The 18,261-nt window shown below is 64.2% G+C and carries 16 protein-coding genes; 9 read left to right on the top strand and 7 right to left on the bottom strand.

All coding sequences use genetic code 11. The features are described 5' to 3' along the window. Positions 1-28: 28 nt before the first annotated feature. On the bottom strand, positions 29-796 hold the full coding sequence (locus tag ACW17Y_RS02330; protein WP_492037177.1) for an extensin family protein: 768 nt from the start codon (positions 794-796) through the stop codon (positions 29-31). Between the two features lie 116 nt (positions 797-912). Here ACW17Y_RS02330 and uvrB point away from each other — a divergent pair, with 116 nt between their 5' ends. After that, the gene (gene uvrB / locus ACW17Y_RS02325) at positions 913-3,294 is read left to right on the top strand and encodes an excinuclease ABC subunit UvrB (RefSeq protein ID WP_492037176.1); all 2,382 of its coding nucleotides are present in this window, start codon (positions 913-915) and stop codon (positions 3,292-3,294) included. 45 nt (positions 3,295-3,339) lie between these two features. On the opposite strand, the gene ACW17Y_RS02320 is transcribed toward uvrB, so the two are convergent. Further along, complete coding sequence (locus ACW17Y_RS02320; protein WP_492037175.1) at positions 3,340-6,453, bottom strand: metallophosphoesterase; 3,114 nt, start codon at positions 6,451-6,453, stop codon at positions 3,340-3,342. Between the two features lie 686 nt (positions 6,454-7,139). Between ACW17Y_RS02320 and ACW17Y_RS02315 the strand changes: the two genes are divergently transcribed. Continuing rightward, the gene (locus tag ACW17Y_RS02315) at positions 7,140-7,703 is read left to right on the top strand and encodes a hypothetical protein (RefSeq protein WP_492037174.1); all 564 of its coding nucleotides are present in this window, start codon (positions 7,140-7,142) and stop codon (positions 7,701-7,703) included. A gap of 140 nt (positions 7,704-7,843) precedes the next feature. On the opposite strand, the gene ACW17Y_RS02310 is transcribed toward ACW17Y_RS02315, so the two are convergent. After that, entirely contained in the window at positions 7,844-8,515 is a 672-nt protein-coding gene (locus ACW17Y_RS02310) for a DsbA family oxidoreductase (RefSeq protein WP_492037173.1), read from the bottom strand. A gap of 78 nt (positions 8,516-8,593) precedes the next feature. Between ACW17Y_RS02310 and ACW17Y_RS02305 the strand changes: the two genes are divergently transcribed. Both ACW17Y_RS02305 and ACW17Y_RS02300 read left to right on the top strand, forming a co-directional pair. Beyond that, positions 8,594-9,109 (top strand): DUF4844 domain-containing protein, encoded by a 516-nt coding sequence (locus ACW17Y_RS02305; protein ID WP_492037172.1) that lies wholly within the window; start codon positions 8,594-8,596, stop codon positions 9,107-9,109. A gap of 48 nt (positions 9,110-9,157) precedes the next feature. Next, positions 9,158-9,559 (top strand): hypothetical protein, encoded by a 402-nt coding sequence (locus tag ACW17Y_RS02300; RefSeq protein ID WP_492037171.1) that lies wholly within the window; start codon positions 9,158-9,160, stop codon positions 9,557-9,559. 4 nt (positions 9,560-9,563) lie between these two features. Here the strand turns inward: ACW17Y_RS02300 and ACW17Y_RS02295 are convergent, their stop codons facing one another. The 4 genes from ACW17Y_RS02295 to ACW17Y_RS02280 form a co-directional block, all read right to left on the bottom strand. Then, complete coding sequence (locus tag ACW17Y_RS02295; RefSeq protein ID WP_492037170.1) at positions 9,564-10,529, bottom strand: hypothetical protein; 966 nt, start codon at positions 10,527-10,529, stop codon at positions 9,564-9,566. A 48-nt stretch (positions 10,530-10,577) separates the two neighbouring features. Continuing rightward, a complete protein-coding gene (locus ACW17Y_RS02290; RefSeq protein ID WP_492037169.1) occupies positions 10,578-11,345 on the bottom strand; it encodes an ABC transporter permease in 768 nt (255 codons plus the stop codon). Then, positions 11,342-12,301 carry an ABC transporter ATP-binding protein gene (locus ACW17Y_RS02285; protein WP_492037168.1) on the bottom strand — a complete coding sequence of 320 codons (960 nt, stop codon included), beginning with the start codon at positions 12,299-12,301 and terminating at the stop codon, positions 11,342-11,344. Before ACW17Y_RS02285 ends, ACW17Y_RS02290 begins: the two co-directional genes overlap by 4 nt. Positions 12,302-12,644: 343 nt before the next feature. Then, positions 12,645-13,202, bottom strand: a complete 558-nt coding sequence (locus ACW17Y_RS02280) for a hypothetical protein (protein WP_492037167.1) — start codon at positions 13,200-13,202, stop codon at positions 12,645-12,647. Between the two features lie 234 nt (positions 13,203-13,436). On the opposite strand from ACW17Y_RS02280, the gene ACW17Y_RS02275 reads away from it, so the two are divergent. The 5 genes from ACW17Y_RS02275 to ACW17Y_RS02255 all read left to right on the top strand — a co-directional run bounded on the left by ACW17Y_RS02275 (position 13,437) and on the right by ACW17Y_RS02255 (position 18,255). Next, on the top strand, positions 13,437-14,381 hold the full coding sequence (locus ACW17Y_RS02275; protein WP_492037166.1) for a LysR family transcriptional regulator: 945 nt from the start codon (positions 13,437-13,439) through the stop codon (positions 14,379-14,381). Positions 14,382-14,496: 115 nt separating this feature from the next. Next, a complete protein-coding gene (locus ACW17Y_RS02270; protein ID WP_492037165.1) occupies positions 14,497-16,113 on the top strand; it encodes an NAD(P)/FAD-dependent oxidoreductase in 1,617 nt (538 codons plus the stop codon). 81 nt (positions 16,114-16,194) lie between these two features. After that, positions 16,195-16,569: a hypothetical protein gene (locus ACW17Y_RS02265; RefSeq protein ID WP_492037164.1), complete on the top strand. Its 375-nt coding sequence runs from the start codon at positions 16,195-16,197 to the stop codon at positions 16,567-16,569. Between the two features lie 162 nt (positions 16,570-16,731). After that, positions 16,732-17,649: a DUF1206 domain-containing protein gene (locus tag ACW17Y_RS02260; protein WP_492037163.1), complete on the top strand. Its 918-nt coding sequence runs from the start codon at positions 16,732-16,734 to the stop codon at positions 17,647-17,649. Positions 17,650-17,715: 66 nt separating this feature from the next. Further along, positions 17,716-18,255 (top strand): lipocalin family protein, encoded by a 540-nt coding sequence (locus ACW17Y_RS02255; protein WP_492037162.1) that lies wholly within the window; start codon positions 17,716-17,718, stop codon positions 18,253-18,255. Positions 18,256-18,261: the final 6 nt, after the last annotated feature.

Raw genomic sequence — 18,261 nt, 5'->3', positions numbered from 1 at the left:
TCACGACGTTACGCCGTCGTCGACCGACCTAGCGACACAGCCGCCCGCTCTCCGCCTCAAGGTGGAGGTGGTCGTTGTGCAGGGCGTTGTAGTCGGGGCTCAGCGTCGTCCCGAACACCTTGCAGGCGTCATCCCGGATCCGCCTCAGAAAGGCCGCTTCCGGTCCGCCGTCGTTCCAGTCGCCGGCCACGGTGATCCTGCGGCCATCCCTCAACCGCACCCCCGAGAAATCCAGCGCGGCCGCCCGCGAATGGGCGCTCGGCCGGTTCCCCGCCTGATTGTTCACCGGCCGGCAGGCGTAGACCCCCATGTGATCGATCTGGACCACGTCCGAGCCCAGCAGCTCCCGCGCCGCCGGCTCCACCGACTGCCGCCGCCATACGCTGACCGCCGCCGCCAGCGCGCAGGTCATGGTCACGTCCGACGGCGCCATCCGCGCCACGGTTCCCATGTCCGCCCCCAGAACCCCCGCCGCCGTCAGGCCGCAGGTCGCGGAGTTCACCCGGTCCGGCGTCGGGCTGAAGGTCACCCGCGCCGCCGCCAGTTCCGCCGCGCACTGCGCCAGTGTGCGCGTCGCCCCTTGAATGCGCCCCAGCGTCCCGCCGTCAATCGGCTGATCGATCACCCCCGCGCCGGGCGCGACATAGACTGACGGCCCCGGCCGGGGCGGCTGCGGGTTTGGCGTCGGATAGTAGGGGGTGTAGCCGGCGGGCGGGATGGTGTTGGGGATCAGACGGCCGCAGGCGGACAGGACGACGAGCACAAGGGCGACCGCGAGGCGTGACTTTCCGGGCATGGGCCGAACCTGACAGGATTCGCCGCCCGATCCTGCTGACACCCTGCTGTCAGCATCCGCATCGGCCGCCCGCGCGTTGACTGGCGAGATCCTCCCTCGCGCACTAAGTTCCGTTCATGAACCGTTCCTCCACGCCGAAGGGCTCGGCGCCCGTCATCAAGAAGCCCGTCCACATCCCGAACCCGGGCGTGGCGGAGGCGCCCTCGGCCTTCCTGCGCGACGGCGACGCCCCGTCATCCTCCGGCTCGACCGGGGGACGGGCGATGGCGAACATGCCGATGTTCGCGCCGGTGACTGGTCCGCGCCTGACGCCGGAGGAGGCCCCCGGCAAGCCGGACGACTGGGTCCCGCACCGCCCCTCGCACGACGGCAAGAAGAAGGGCGGCCGGTTCCGGCTGGAGACCAGCTACACCCCCGCCGGCGACCAGCCGACCGCCATCGCCGAACTCGTCGCCCAGGCCGAGGCCGGCGACCGGGACCAGGTCCTGCTCGGCGTCACCGGCTCGGGCAAGACCTTCACCATGGCCAAGGTCATCGAGCAGACCCAGCGGCCCGCACTTATACTTGCGCCCAACAAGACGTTGGCGGCGCAGCTTTATTCGGAATTCAAGTCTTTTTTCCCGGATAACGCTGTCGAGTATTTCGTAAGTTACTACGACTACTACCAACCGGAAGCTTATGTTCCAAGAACCGACACCTACATCGAGAAAGACTCGTCCATAAACGAGCAGATCGATCGAATGAGGCACTCCGCAACTCGGTCTATACTAGAGCGAGATGATGTCATTGTTGTGGCGTCGGTCAGCTGCATCTACGGCATCGGGTCGGTGGAGACCTATACCGCCATGACCTTCGACCTGAAGGTCGGGGGCCAGATCGATGAGTCGAAGCTCCGGGCCGACCTGATCGCCCTGCAGTACAAGCGCAACGACCTGAACTTCGAGCGGGGCATGTTCCGAAAGCGCGGCGACACGGTCGAGATATTCCCTGTCCACCAGGAGGACCGGGCCTGGCGCGTCTCCCTGTTCGGGGATGAGATCGAAAGCATCCAGGAGTTCGATCCCCTGACCGGCAAGAAGACCGCCGACCTGCAGGAGATCACCGTCTACGCCGCCTCCCACTACGTCACCCCGCGCCCGACGCTGAACCAGGCGCTCGGCGGCATTCGCGCCGAGCTCAAGGAAACGCTCGACTGGATGGTCGAGAACGGCAAGCTGCTGGAGGCCCAGCGCCTCGAACAGCGGGTCCGCTTCGACCTGGAGATGATGGAGGCCACCGGCTCCTGCGCCGGGATCGAGAACTATTCCCGCTGGCTGACCGGCCGCGCGCCGGGCGAGCCGCCGCCGACCTTCTTCGAATACATCCCCGACAACGCCCTGCTGTTCGTGGACGAGAGCCACGTCACCATCGGCCAGATCAACGGCATGTTCCGGGGCGACTACCGCCGCAAATCGACCCTGGCCGAATACGGCTTCCGCCTGCCCTCCTGCATCGACAACCGCCCGCTCAAGTTCGACGAATGGGAGGCGATGCGGCCCCAGACCATCCACGTCTCGGCCACGCCCCAGACCTGGGAGATGGAACAGACCGGCGGGGTCTTCGTCGAACAGGTCATCCGCCCGACCGGCCTGATCGACCCCCCGGTGGAGATCCGCCCGGTCTCCGGCCAGACCCGCAACCAGGTCGACGACGTCATCGACGAGGTCAAACAGGTCGCCCGCGACGGCTACCGCTCCCTGGTCACCGTCCTGACCAAGAAGATGGCCGAGGACCTGACGGAATACATGCACGAACAGGGCGTCCGCGTCCGCTACATGCACTCCGACGTCGACACGATGGAGCGGATCGAGATCATCCGCGACCTGCGCCTGGGCTCCTTCGACGTCCTGATCGGCATCAACCTTCTGCGCGAGGGGCTCGACATCCCCGAGTGCGGCCTCGTCGCCATCCTCGACGCGGACAAGGAGGGCTTCCTGCGCTCCGAGACCTCCCTGATCCAGACCATCGGCCGCGCGGCCCGCAACGTCGACGGCCGCGTCATCCTCTATGCCGACCGGATGACCGGCTCGATGGAGCGCGCCATCGCCGAGACGAACCGCCGCCGCGAACGCCAGGAGGCCTACAACGCCGAACACGGCATCACCCCGGCCAGCGTCAAGCGCGACATCAAGGAGATCCTCGACAGCCCCTACGAGAAGGACCGCGTCCTGGTCCCCGTCGCGGGCGTCAAGGAGGACAGCCGCCCCTTCATCGGCAACAACTTCCAGGCCACATTGCGCGATATGGAAGGCCGGATGCGCGAGGCCGCCAGCAACCTCGAGTTCGAGGAGGCCGGCCGCCTCCGCGACGAGATCAAGAAGCTGAAACTGCTCGACCTCGAGTTCGCCAACGAGATCCTGACCGGCGACGGCCAGGACGTGGATGCGTCAGCGCCGAAGCGGTGGCGGAAGGAGGCGCAGGCGGAGGCGCAGGAGCGGTTCAGGAAGGGAAGGCTGTAGTATTGGAAGATCGGCAGCCATTAACCGAGACCAAGACCAAGACATTTAGTGCTTAGAAATCTTAACTAGCCGCCCCACGTAAGCGTTAAATCCAATCCGGTCTGTGAAGTGTTTACGTAACCTCGCTCGATGATTATTGAGTGCGGCCTCGTTTTGAACCGATGGCGGCTTCAACTCCAACGTAACGTCAACCAACTTGTCGATCGCGCGCTTTTCATCGGCTCTTTCGAGCGGGACCAAAGTCATGGCGTCAACATAAAGCCTAACTAAAACTTCCTTTAGAAGCAAACTCTCTACTTCAGATGATATATCCGGTATAAACGACAGCGCTTCGGACAAGTCTGCCTCAATATTTTGGGCAAACAACGCCGACTTTACAAGCTCATCAGCTTCCATTCTACGTAGCTTAAGCGCGGCATTAAAGAAACTAGGGCTTCCGGACCACGTAGCAAAGCTCTTATACAAGCTATAAACCATGCTTCGGAGTATAAGGTAAAATCGGTCCTCCGGCACGGCAAGTTCGCCAACGTAGTCCGCCTTCAGAGAATTGCCTCTAAAGGAAATCTCTCCACCATCCGCCAGATGCTGGGCGATCATAGGCAGGCTATGAAGACTGGTAAGGAGAACTCCCTTCAGCCGGTCAAATATCTCGACACGTTCCGACTGGTCGAGCGTCCGCGTCACACCCAAGATCGACGCGCCCAGCTGCAGGAAAACGGCACCCCGTTCCTCAGCGGCGAAACGCACTCGCTTAGTCCGACCAACAGGCTTTGGCTCTTCGAAGCGAACCGAAGTCGGCTCATCTGCATCTTCAATTTCCCCAAGTCGATCGATGATCCCATCCTCAAGTTTCAGCGACCCCCCAGGGCGCGCACCACGGATTGCGGCGACGGAACTGTCTCTGATCTCCGCGACCACGGAAGACACGTCTTCTTGAAACCCGTCAATCAGGGCGAGGATTTCATCTATCCTCGGACGATCACTCGGGTTTTGCGCAACGTAGAACTCAGCGACCGACGGGTACGTCAGAAGCCCCTCAGTCGACATGATGTAAGATCTAAAGCCGGGGTCTTTCCCCATGTGCTTAGCAAGAAAATAGTCCTCGACGCTTAGCATCATGAATCCGAAACCCACCTCGTAATCGCGGATAACGAATCCAAGAGTGAGTATTTGCAGAATCTTGTCTGCATCAAAACGCTTCTTTTGAATGCCTTTGCGTTCGACAAAATCATCAACGAGTTTGTAGAACTGCGCCTTCGTAATGTACGACTCTGATCGATTCATCAGCTCATACGCGATTAATCCAATGAACGTCTCGATCATCTCCATGTCTACAGGTCGATTTGGTAGGACGTCCTTGTGGGCGGCGCGAATTCTATCAGAGAGGAGGTTTTCGATTAACAGATAACGATTCAGCGGCTCGACTGACCCGTCCGACAGAAAAACGTCGATCATACTGTTGACGTAGAATATTGTACGGGGAGCGCGCAGATTATTTATCGACCGGAATACCTGCTCGACGATCGCGCGTGGCTTCTCATGATCACAACCACTTTCATGCTTTTCGATCATCCGGAGCACGGTAGGCAGGGTTGTCTCGACCAATTGATAATAGGTCACGCCGTCTTTGCTGAATGCGGCAGGTGCCCGGGACGGCATGTACCGTTGGCTGCCGCGAGCAGCCACGGTCCATCGCAGATGGGAGTTTTTCTCAAAGAACGACTGAAAACGTTGCAGAGCGGAAGAGCTATTGGGATCAAAATTGTCGAAGAATATCTCAATCTTTCCAACAGAAACAATATAGTCAGACTGGCTATGCGACAAACCGAGAGCCATAAGCCTCTTTATAACATAATCGCCTAAATCTTGATTGGATTCAATAATCCTATAGTCCAAAACTAATGCAATATTTGGACTGTATCCGATTCTTGGCGTGTTGCAGCGCACGGCCAAGCACTGAAGAAGCGAGCTTTTTCCACTTAGCTCGTCTCCACTGATAACCCGGTTGGATTTGTCTGCCTCAAAGCCAGGCAAGTTCGTCCTCTGACCGCTGAATTGGTCGGCGGGAAAACGCGTAATGTCTGGTGGAACATAGCTCTCCTCGCTCCTGCCAGATGCCAAAAGGAGCTCGCTCTCACTTATTGCTCGAGCGATTTCGGAAGCTTCATAAATGATCGCGGGATCGAAGAATGATTCCGTTCTCTCAAGAAACTGTCGAGCTTTCTCGGGGGCCACTTTTGTCTCTGATGCGGGCGTGATTGGGTACCCGCCAGCCCGTGTGTCAAGAGCGTAGTGACGAACCGCAATACTGTCGGACGCTGGCAACCAGGCGACTGCAACTTGATTTGCTGATCCGACTTCGGCAGACGCACCAGCCTGAACAGTGACGAAGCCACCTTTGCTAGTCTCAGTCCAGTCGATACCTCGATCATGGATGTGCCCGGTGAACACTCGACACTGCCGCGCTGAAAAGAACTCCTTCAAATCGTTCGCGCAGGTGTCAGCATACCATGAGAGCGGATGGTGGGTCAGAACGATCGCGTTTTTCCCAATCGTGGTGAAATCCCCAGCGAGTTCGGAAGGGAGAACGAAGAGCTCTCCCTTATCTCCATATCCCGAGCGGCTGTACGATCCCGCTAGACCGTTCAGACAAACGATCTGTTGGCCGTCGCACTCAAAAGTCGCGATCCTCGCGTTCTCGACCGTAACCGAACAATACCCGTTTTGCTTTACGAAGTTGAAAAAGCTAGCCAACTTGGCGCTTAGATCTTGAGCTATATCGGCTTCACAGACCTTCTGCGTGGGGTAGTGCCCCTGAACCAAGCGTGCATCCTCGGACACTGCATCACGGTCTAGCTCGTGATTCCCCGGGACCAGAAAAACCCGCTCGGGCCCGACCCCAAGAAGAGCAAGCAGAGGGGCAAGAAGATTGTCTTGAACGGCATCAAAATCAGGCTGGTCTCCGATCATGGGAGATCCGCCGCTTTGAACGATGTCTCCGGTGAGAACGATGCAAACCTTGTTGCTAAGAGTACCGTCAGCCTTCAGCGCAGCGGCGAGCTCTAAAATCGATCGTACAGATGCCGTGGCAGCGTCGCGGAGTTGTCCAGTCTTCCGCCCGGTGAAGTGGAGATCACTGATATGGAAGACGTTTAGCATCGGTGGAGCTTTCGACGATGGGGCCGCGAATCCATGACGCGGAGGGGAAAGCCATCATTTACAGGCAATCATCAAATAACAACTGGGCGTTTTAATTCTCAGCGCAGCGCATCGTGGCTCAACTCCAAGATTCTGGATTGGGCATTAGGCGCAATGAAGGCGCGGACGCTGACGCCTCTCCCGGTGGGAGAGGGCTTGAGGCTCGGAGAGCGAAGCGAGCCGCCAGCCGAAAGGGTGAGGGTCGGGTTTCTCAGTCGGCGTGAGCCGTCGCACGGGCGGCTGTGCTTCATCTTCAAGCGGCCGACCCTCACCCTTTCGCGCCAGGACGACGGCTGCGCCGCCGTGCGCTCAAGCCCTCTCCCACCGGGAGAGGGTTCTTCTACTTTCGTCATCCTCCGGCAAGCCGCGCCTTTGCGGCGCAGACCGGGGGACACAGCGGCACCGTAGCGAAGCGAAGGCGAAAGGGTTCAGTCCAGTCGATGCGCGACAGGTTCGCGCTCTCGCGCGCCGCTGCGTCCCCCGGTCTCCGCTGCGCTGCGCCGGAGGATAACGAAAGAAAAGGCCCATACCCATCAACACATCCCCTGATTTCCCCAATCCAAACAAGGCCCGGCTCTATTTAGGGCCCCTATACCCATCCCCCCCTGAAACGGCCTCACACTGTTCCCTTTCATCGGGAGACGGACATGAGCGAAGAACCCCAGGGTCGGAAGTCGCCGCCGGACGAGGTCTGGGCGCGGGTGCGGGAGGAGTATCTGGCCGGGTGGTCGGCGCCGGAGTGCTGTCGCCGGCACGGGGTCGGGCTGACTTCGCTGCGCGAGCGGGCGGCGCGCGAGGGCTGGCGGCGGGCGGATCAGCCCTGGACCCCGCCCAACCGGCTGGACCCGTGGGACGAGGGCGTCGAGCTGGATCTGAGGGTCAACGGCGACCTCGACAAGGTCGAGCTCGAGGAGCTCGGCTATGTCGCCCACCGCCGGATGATGCGGGCGGTGATGCGCGGCGACGCGGTCGAGGCCCTGCGCTGGCGTCGCGTGCAACTGACCATGGCGGAGGTCGAGGCCGAGCTGGAACGCGACATGGAGCACCTCGACGCGATTCGCTGGCGTCTGCAGGATGAGGCGGAGGAGGACGCGCCCGATCCGGACGCTTCGGACGCTCCGGACGCTTCGGACGGTGTTTTGGCGTTCGGGCCTGCGGTCTCCTCCCCGTCCGAAGGATGGGGAGGTGGCAGCGAGCCCTTCGCGAGCTGACGGAGGGGGCGACCGGGTCTCGCCGGGTGAGCACCGGCCGGCCCTCGCCTCACGCACCGTGTCGCCCCCTCCGTCACGACGCGAAGCCGCGTCGCGCCACCTCCCCATTCGCCAGGCGGCGAACGGGGAGGAGACGGGACCTAGGCCGCCGCCTGTTCCGCCGCGATCTTGCGCAAAGCCTCTTCGAACACCGCCGCGGGCTGGCCGCCGGAGATCAGGTACTTGCCCTCGACGACCACGGCGGGGACCGAGTTGATGCCGCGCTGGCGCCAGAGGGACTGTTCGGCGCGGACCTCGGCGGCGTAGCGGCCGGAGGCGAGCACCTCGGCGGCCCCGGCGCGGTCGAGGCCGGCGGCCTCGGCGGCCCGGGTCAGGACGCCGGCGTCGGTCAGGTTGTTCCCGTCGGTGAAATGGGTGCGGAACAGGGCTTCCTTGAGCGCCTTCTGACGCTCCGGCCCCGCCTCCCCGGCCCAGGCCAGCAGGCGGTGGGCGTCGAAGGTGTTCCAGATGCGGCTGTCGGCCGTCATCTTCATCTCGAACCCGGGCCAGGCCTCGGCCGCGCGTTCGGTGATCATGGCGCGGTTGGCGGCCGACTGTTCGGGGGTGGAGCCGTATTTGGCGGCGATATGTTCGCCGATGTTCTCGCCCTCGGGCGCCATGCCGGGGTTGAGCTCAAACGGCTGGAAGGCGATCTCGGCGGTGATGCCCTCGGGTGCGAGGGTCTCCAGCGCGGTCTCCAGCCCGCCGAGGCCGACGACGCACCAGGGACAGACGACGTCGGAGACGAAGTCGATGTGCAGGGGTCTGGTCATGGCTTCAGTCATGGGAGGAGCTCCGCAACGGTTCATGTTGCATATGGGGCTTTGAGCAGTCTGCGCTAGGGTGGGGTCATGGCTCACTACGCACGCATCCTGGCGACCCTCGTCCTGCTGGCCGCCGCCGCCGGCGGGGTAGTGTGGCGGCTTTGGAAACCCAAGGCGGAGCCGCTCTATGAGGAACGGATCCTGCTGGGGGCGGAGGTCCGGGCGCGGCTGCAGGCCCTGCGCGACGAGGACAAGTTCCACTCCGACGACACCTATCCGGGGCCGAAGGGGCCGAAGAACCGGGCGACGCTGTCGGGCTGGGTGAACGGGGTGATCGACGACATCCTGGCCGAGGCGGACGGGCCGCTGGAGGCCTCGGACGTGGCCGGGCGGCTGGGGATCGCCATCGGGGCGGCGTCGAAACGGCCGGCGGCGGATCAGGACCGGCTGCACGGCTATCTGATCGAGATCTGGTACATCCTCGGCTATCGCTCGGCGACGGGGTATTTTCCGGCGTCGGAGGAGGCGCCCGAGGGGTGGGCCGAGCCCCTGCCCCCCGGCTGGGCCGCGCCGGACCGGCCCCGCTTGCTGACGTCGCGTTAACCGGTCGGGCGCAGGCTCCACCCAGGGAGACGCCCAAGGAGGACCCGAGTGTCCAGCATCATGACGTCCAGCAGCCGCAGCCGCCGGGACCATTTCGAGCCCAGCGACAGCGATCCGCAGGAGCAGCGCAAGCTTCGCGGCCATCTGGAACAGATCGACTATACCGCCTTCGTCTCAAACCGGGAGGTGATCCCGCAGGTCCTGGGACTGGGCGCGAACCACACCGAGCCGGCCGCCTTCCAGAGGCTGGCGGTGGCCGCGGCGACGGCGCGGGCGCGCTGGATCGCCGAGGCGCTGAGGCTGTCGGAGGCGGGCTACGCCATCGGCCCGGGCGAGGCGCAGAAGCTGTCGGGCATGCGCGCCGCCTATGAGGAACTGTCGGAAGCCTATGAAGGCCTGCGCCGGATGGTCGAGCGGGGTTACCTGCCCTACCGCGCGCCGGAGCGCTGACGGATCAGTTCAGGGGTTGGGGCGCGGTCGAGACGGGCGCGTCCGGGTTGGTCGGAGCGGGCGCGGCCGGGGTCGGCGGCTCCACGACCAGGGGCGCGGTCTCGATATAGGGCCGGGGCGCGGGCGCGACCGGCGCCGGGACGACGACGGGTGCGGCCTGGGCCGGGGCCGGACGACTCGGCTGGACCGTAACGGGCGCCGCGGGCGCGGGGCTGACGGGCGCGGGGCGTTCGACAGCGGGCGGAGTCTCCTCCACCACGGGGGTCTCGTCGAGGAGCGGTGCATCGGCGACGAGCGGGGTCGGGGCCGGGGCGACCGGCTGCGGCGCCGGCAGGGTGGCCAGCCAGATGAAGCCGCCGATAACCACGAGGGCGGCGACGCCCGCGACGATCGGCCAGCGGTCGCCCCTGGTCACCTTCTGCATGGCCGCGCCCATGGTGGCGTAGATCGCCGGCGTCACGACCACCGACGGCAGTTCGCGCGGTTTGGCGGCCGGCTTCGCCTCGGTCGAGAGCGGCGGGGGCACGGTGACGGCGGGCTCGGCCGCCTCGGGCTCGATGACGATTTCCTGCGGCGCGGGGGTCGGCTCCGGGGCCGCCTGGACCGGTTCGGCCACGGGTTCGAACGCGGCGGCGACCGGCTCTGGCTCGGGGGCGACAGGCTCGACGACAGGCTCGGGCGCGACGGGTTCGGGAGCGGGGGTGAAAGCCTCGACGACGGGCTCGACCGGCGCTTCAGGCAAGGGTTCGACGGCGGGAGCCTCGGCCCGGGCCGGCGGGATCATGGAGCCGGTCAGAATGCCGGCGCCCGCCCGGCGGGCGGGACGGGCGGCCGGGGTCGGGGCGACGGTCGGCAGGGCACCGACGCGGAACACGGGCTGGGGCGGGCGCGACCAGACGATCCGGCCGCGCGAGAACGGCTCGGGCGGACGGTCTTCCGCAGGGGGGACTGAAGGGGTGTCGGAGGACATGGGGGGCGTCTTAGCGGCGAACGGCGGGAGCGTCCAATGACGGAACGGTCAGGTCTTCAGCCGATAGCCCGTCCTGAACATCCAGCCGACGACCGCGAGGCAGACGACGAGGAAGCCGACGGTGGCCAGAAGGCTCCAGACGATGGGCACGTCGCCGGTCCCATAGAAGCTCCAGCGGAAACCGCTGATCAGATAGACCACCGGGTTGAAGTGGGTGATCGTCCGCCACGGCTCCGGCAGCATGTGGATCGAATAGAAGGAGCCGCCGAGGAAGGTCAGGGGCGTCACCACCAGCATGGGGATGAAGTTCAGCTGCTCGAAGCTCTGGGCCCAGATGCCGATGATGAAGCCGAACAGGCTGAAGGTCGTGGCGATCAGGATCAGGATGGCCAGCATCCACACCGGGTGCAGGATCTGCAGCGGCACGAACAGGGCCGCCGTCCCGAGAATGATCAGGCCCAGAACCGCCGACTTGGTGGCGGCGGCGCCGACATAGGCCAGGACGATCTCGAACGGCGAGACGGGCGCCGACAGCAGCTCGTAGATCGTGCCGGTGAATTTCGGGAAGTAGATGCCGAAGGAGGCGTTGAAGATCGACTGGGTGAACAGGCTCAGCATGATCAGGCCGGGCACGATGAAGGCGCCGTAGGGGACGCCGTCGATCTCGGTCATGCGGCTGCCGATGGCTGAGCCGAAGACGACGAAATACAGGGCCGTGGTGATCACCGGGGTGACGATCGACTGCCAAAGGGTCCGCAGGGCCCGCGCCATCTCAAACTTGTAGATGGCCCAGACGCCATAGCCGTTGAAGGTCATGCGGAGGCTCCTTCGACGCGGATATCCTGCGGCGGTTCGCGGTGGACGAGGCTGACGAAGATGTCCTCCAGCGAGCTCTGGCGGGTGTTCAGATCCTTGAAGGCGATGCCGAGGTCTGACAGGCGGCGCAGCAGGGACGGCACGCCGGTCTTCTCCGCGTTGGAATCGAACACGAACTCCAGCTCATTGCCCTCCGCGCGCAGGGTCAGGTCCCACTCCGCCAGTTCGGGCGGCAGGGTCTCCAGCGGGTCCTGAAGGTTCAGGGTCAGGGTCTTCCTGCCCAGCTTCTTCATCAGCTCGGTCTTGTCCTGCACCAGGATCAGCTCGCCCTTGAGGATGACGCCGACCCGGTCGGCCATCTCCTCGGCCTCCTCGATATAGTGGGTGGTCAGGATGATGGTGACGCCGCTCTCGCGCAGACGACGCACCAGATTCCACATGTCGCGACGCAGCTCGACGTCCACACCGGCGGTCGGTTCGTCGAGGAACAGGATGTCGGGCTCGTGGCTCAGGGCCTTGGCGATCATGACCCGGCGCTTCATGCCGCCGGACAGGGTCATGATCTTTGCGTCCTTCTTGTCCCACAGACTGAGGTCCTTCAGGACCTGTTCGATGTAGGCCGGGTTCGGCGCCTTGCCGAACAGACCCCGGCTCAGGGTCACGGTGGCCAGGACGGTCTCGAAGGCGTCGGTGGTCAGTTCCTGGGGGACCAGTCCGATCTTCATCCGCGCCTGGCGGTAGTCCTTCTTGATGTCGTGGCCGTCGGCCGTGACCGTGCCGGTGGAGGGGGTGACGATGCCGCAGATGATGGAGATCATCGTCGTCTTGCCCGCCCCGTTCGGACCGAGCAGGGCGAAGATCTCGCCCTTGCCGATCTGGAGGTCGATGGGCTTCAGCGCCTGCAGCCCGGAGGCGTAGGTCTTGCTCAGGCCCTTGATGTCGATGACCGGCGGCATTCGGCGCGTCTCCTGAAAGCGGCCGAGGCGCCGTGGCCGCAATATGGCGACGTTCGGTCGCGGCTCAAGGCGCCCCGGGCGCCGAAGTCGCCAACTGCTGACATTTCGAAGCCCGGAGCGGACACGGGCGATGTCCGCTTCGGGTGGGAAGCGGACAGTGATTTCAGGGCCTCTGACGGCAGGCTCAGCGCCGAAAAACAGGCTGTGGGATTTCACTCGTCTCCTGAACGTTTCTGCATTCGCGGTGCCGCCGTCCAAGAAGCCTTTCTGGTGCGCCAAGCAACATGCATCTGCCGAATGGCGCAAAATCTTGAATGACGAAATCACTCGAGCCTAGGTTTTGTTACAGCTTGTAGACTCGCGAGATAACCCGGCAGAGACCCAGCAGCCGGCCTCCTTGATGCAGATCCTTGGCGAGCCGCAAGAGGACGTCAGGGAAGCCCAACACTGGGATTGCCGCCTCCAGTGCCGCCATCTCTTGGCGAGTAACGCCGTGGCGCACCACACCCATGCTCGCTTCAATCCAGTCAGCCTTCCGCGCCGCGTTAACTACAGCGGCGTCAGGACCATTGAATGGCAGCACTTTGTGATGCCAGTGAATGATATCGGAGACCAGTGTGGGGTCGAGATACGACGCGTGTTGCGCCCGGACGCGTTCGGCCAGTGCCTCCGACGGCTCCAGATAGGCCAGTTCGTGGTCGGTCCACATGCCCACGTCATGGAACACCAACGCGAAGCGAATGTGTTCGAGTCCCCGCGGATCATCGCCGAGAAAATGCGACGCGTAGCTCAGTACTCGGTAGATGTGGTTTCGGTACGCGGCGAAATCGGGGCCTACCGCCTCTGCAATCATCGGCAGATACCGTTCGACTGTCGCGTCGGAGACGATGGGTTGGATCATCGAAAAGTCCTGCGTGCAGGCCCAGGCAGGCACGGTTCACGCGACTGCCCGGACGGGTCATTGAGATCGGCGCGAACGCGCAAACAAGCCAGACGAAAGCGTGCTCCCCGCCGTCGTGGCGGCTAGTCCCATCAATAATTCGCGTCGCTCGCGCATCTGTTCGCTCCGTGGTGACGACAGATATGCAAGTTCGGTCATGAGAAAATCAAAGAGGAATGGTGGTTGCCCATAAGGATGTTTATGGGAATCGAGATGTCCTTGATCCAGCTTCGCACCTTCGTGGAGGTCCACCGCCGCCGATCCGTGAGCGAGGCAGCGCGTGCGATGGGCATCACTCAGCCAGCAGCTTCCCAGCACATCGCCTCGCTTGAAGCGCAGCTTGGCCACCCACTGTTCGACCGCCACCCTCGTGGCGTGCGGCCCACCGCAATCGCTGACGATCTGGCAGCGTCGATCGGCGGCAGCCTCGACGTGGCAGAAACAGCGCTGGCTACAGCCAGGGCACGCTCGTCTCGCGTGTCCGGGACGGTGCATATTGCTGCACCGTCAGATCTTCTGGGTGAGATGATTACGCCGCGGCTCGGTCCATTATTGGATGCAGGACTTGATCTGCGGCTTCACATAGGAGGCCGTGAAGCACTCTACAGCATGTTGCTGGACGACAAGGTTCACCTAGGGATCACTGCGTCACAGCCCGACGACCCGCGGCTTGCCTTTGAAGTTTTGGGTGAAGAACGTTTGCTCGCGGTCGCCTCGGCAGCGGTCGCTGAACGTATCGCCGGATTTTCGCTTGCCGACGGCCTCGACCAGGTTTCGCATCTTGCATACGACCTCGACCGGCCGATCGTCCGCACATGGCTTGATGCGAACGGCATTGAGCTTGCGCGGCTGCCCAGGATCACTGCGCCGGATCTGCGGGTGCTGCGCTCAGCACTTTGCGCGGGCCTCGGCTGGTCAGTCTTGCCCGGCTACCTCACGCGCGCTGAACGTGAAGCGGGCATTCTTGTCGAGATACCGGCTCCAGTTTCGGTGCCGCGCAATCCATTCCACCTTGTCTGGGCCCTGTCATCGCTGCGCCATCCACGTGTGGCGCTGGCGCGCGGCCTCTTGGTGGAAGCTTTCAAATTGAAAGTTCATCAAACACGGCAAGATGGTCAAAAGGCGCAATGGCTAAGCTGAAGGCGGGCGAACCCAATGTCCGCAACGGGTCGATAGCGGACATTAAAGTCTCGCCAAAAGGCGACGCTGATCTTGCCTCATGCGCTCGGCGTCGCGAGCGGCTACAAGGCCGCCGATGTTGCGCCTGTCCGAACTCAAACTGCCTCTCGACCACGCGCCGGAGGCCCTGCCCGCCGCGATCGCCGCGCGTCTGGGCGTGCCGGCGCATGACCTGAAATCCTGGTCGGTCTGGAAGCGGGCGCATGACGCGCGCAAGAAGTCGGCGATCCTGAAGGTCTATATCCTCGACGTCGAACTGAGGGACGAGGCGGCGGTGCTGGCCCGGTTCGTGGACGACCCGCATGTGAAGCCCACGCCGGATGTCGCCTATCGACATGTCGCCGTCGCGCCGAAGGAGCAGCGCTTGAGGCCCGTCGTGATCGGGGCCGGGCCGTGCGGTCTGTTCGTCGGACTGATCCTGGCCGAGATGGGGTTCAGGCCGATAATTCTCGACCGGGGCAAGGTGGTGCGGGAGCGGACGAAGGACACGTGGGAGCTGTGGCGCAAGGGCAAGCTGCATCCCGAGTCCAACGTCCAGTACGGCGAGGGCGGCGCGGGCACCTTCTCCGACGGCAAGCTCTACAGCCAGATCAAGGATCCGCGTTTCCTGGCCCGCAAGGTGCTGACCGAGTTCGTCGCGGCCGGGGCGCCGGAGGAGATCCTGACCGAGGCCCACCCGCACATCGGCACCTTCCGACTGGTGACCATGGTCGAGTCCATGCGCGAGAAGATCGAGGCCCTGGGCGGCGAATACCGGTTCGAACACCGGGTCACCGATATCGAGCTGGAAAAGGGCGCCATCCGGGGCGTGCGTCTACATACGGGCGAGACGCTGGAGGCGGACCACGTGGTCTTCGCCATTGGCCACTCGTCGCGCGACACGTTCGAGACGCTCTACGACCGGGGCGTCCATATCGAGGCCAAGCCGTTCTCGATCGGTTTCCGCATCGAGCATCCGCAATCGTGGATCGACCGGGCGATGTTCGGCCCCTGCGCCGGACACCCCGATCTGGGCGCGGCGGCCTATACGCTGTCGCACCACTGCAGCAACGGGCGCACCGTCTACAGCTTCTGCATGTGCCCGGGCGGGACGGTGGTGGCGGCGACCAGCGAGCCGGGCCGGGTCGTCACCAACGGCATGAGCCAGTATTCGCGCAACGAGCGGAACGCCAACTCCGGCTTCGTGGTGGGCATCTCGCCAGAGGATTACGGGAGCGACCATCCGCTGGCCGGCATCGAGCTGCAACGCGATCTGGAGACCCGCGCCTATGCGGCGGGCGGCGGCGACTATTTCGCGCCGGGCCAGCTGGTCGGCGACTTCCTGGCGGGCCGCGCCTCGACCACGCTGGGGGAGGTAGAGCCCAGCTACAAGCCGGGCGTGCGCGCGACGGATCTGGCGCCGCTGATGCCCGACTATGTGATCGCCGCCATGCGCGAGGCCCTGCCCGTCTTCGGCCGCAAGATCGCCCGGTACGACGACGCCCAGGCGGTTCTGACGGGTGTGGAGACCCGAAGTTCGTCCCCGATCCGCATGACCCGCGGCGCCGATTTCCAGAGCCTGACCGTGCGCGGCCTGTTCCCGGCCGGCGAAGGCGCCGGCTATGCGGGCGGCATCCTCTCGGCCGCCGTCGACGGGATCAAGGTGGCCGAGGCGGTGGCGCGGTCGATAGTGGGAGAAGCGGCAGCGGCCTAAGCGGACACGGTCGATGTCGGCCAAGGGTGGTTAGCGGACCTTGCCCGGTCTATCTCAGACAGGACAATCGTGGGGGACGCCATGGCCGAAACGCTCCAATCCGTCTTCGAAGTGCTGCGAGAACGAATGGTTCGAGTCCGCGGCCGAATGACCGTCGCGAAAGACGAGGAGGGAAACCTTGTTCTGAAAACGCCATGGGTGGAGCCGGGCAAGAACGAACCAGCGTGGTTCGGGGCGGTCCAGCTGAAAAAGAACTACGTCTCCTGCCATCTTATGCCGCTCTACTATCTACCGTCTCTGAGGGAGAAGATCCCATCCGACCTCCTCAAGCGGATGCAGGGGAAGACCTGTTTCAACTTCAAGACGGACGATCCAGACCTGTTCGATGTCCTTGAAGATTTAATCGCGGATTGCGCCGCCGCATATTCGGAGCCGATCGTCCCGAATCCGCATTAGGCGGCGCCCGAACCTGGACAGCGTCCGCAACGGGCCTGCAAACGGACTTTGAGCGTCCGCCGGGAAGACGACGGCGGACCGGCCCTGTCCCGGCATTCGCCTTTCCACCCTGGAGCCATCCCGAACCTCCGGCGTTGAACGGCTCCGCTTGCTCGAGACGTCATGGCCGCTTCCCTCCCCGACCTCGGCATCGGCCGCCTCCGCAAGGAGGCCGGTCGTCTGATCGACCGCGTCCGCAAGCGCCGCACATGGCGCGACCGCTTCCCGCGCCTGCATGACGCGCTGGAGGCGTCGTCCCGGTTCGGCTTCGCGGCCAACGGTTTCGTCTATGTCTCGGTCGGCATCCTCATGCTGGCCACGGCCATCGGCATGCGTGGACAGGCGGTCGATCCGCAAGGCGTCCTCTATGTCCTGGCCCAGCAGCCGTTCGGGCGGCTGTGGCTGATCCTGATCGGCGCGGGTCTGTGGGCCTTCGTCGGCTGGCGGGTGTTGCAGGCGGTCTTCGACGTCGATCACGAGGGCTCGGATCTTCAGGGCTGGGCCGTGCGGGCGGCCCAGGGCGCCAGCGGCCTTGCCTATGCGGTGCTGGCGTCGGGCATGTTCGAACTGCTGGACGAGGTCGGGCCGAACATGGGCGCCGAGCAACTGGCGGAGAACCAGGAGAAGGCTTCACTCGTGCTGGGTCTGCCGTTCGGGGGCGCGGCGTTGATGATGGTCGGCCTGATCATCGCGGGCGTCGGGATCGGCAATGTGGTCATGGGGATCGTCAACGATTTCGGCGCGACCCTGATCTGTTCGAAGACCGTGCGCCGCTGGGTCCTGCCTCTGGCGCGGGTCGGCTATGTGGCGCGGGGACTGGCCTATCTGCCGCTGGCGCTGTTCGTGACCCTGGCCGGGTGGCGGGCGCAGTCGTCGCAGGTCGAGACGTTCGGCACCGCGCTCGACGCGCTGGAGCGTCAGCCGGGCGGGGCCTTGATGCTGGGGCTGACGGCGGGCGGGCTGATCGCGTTCGGGGCCTATGCCTTCGTCGAGGCGCGGTTCAGGCGGATCCGTGTGCCGAAAGAGTTGTCGCCGGGGTAGTCAGCGCGTCCAAGACGGGAACCGCCGCCGTATCTGTGGTTTTCCGTAACGCGCGAGAGATTCCTCATGTCGATCCGAACCCTGTTCATGGCGGCCGTCGCGGTCGTCGGCCTCAGCGCCTGCGCCACCTCCATCCCCGCAGATCAGGTGCGCGCGCCCCAGCCGGCGCGGGCGGTCGATCTGGAGCGGTTCTACAGCGGCCGCTGGCTCGAGATCGCCCGCCTGCCCATGAGCCTGACCGACGGCTGCGTGGCGGGGGCCACCAACTATGTCATCCAGTCACCGACACGGATCGGCGTGCGCGACACCTGTCAGCGCGACACCCCGCAAGGCTCGGAGAAGGCCATTGGCGCATCGGGCACGATTCTCGATCCCGGCTTCAACGCCAAGCTCCGCGCCCGCTATCTCGGTGGTCTGATCACCTGGGAGTACTGGGTGCTGGATCACGCCGAGGACTACAGCTGGTTCATCTCGTCGGATCCGAAGTTCGAAAAACTGTGGATTTACACGCGCGAGGTCCCCGACGCCGCCGAGCGCGCTGAACTGGTCGAGCGGGCCCGCGCTCTCGGTTACGATGTCAGTCGCCTCGAATTCCCCGCCTTCTAAGGACGC

The organism is Brevundimonas sp. AVps7, from assembly GCF_058681545.1.
This window is presented reverse-complemented; position numbering and strand designations above follow the sequence as displayed.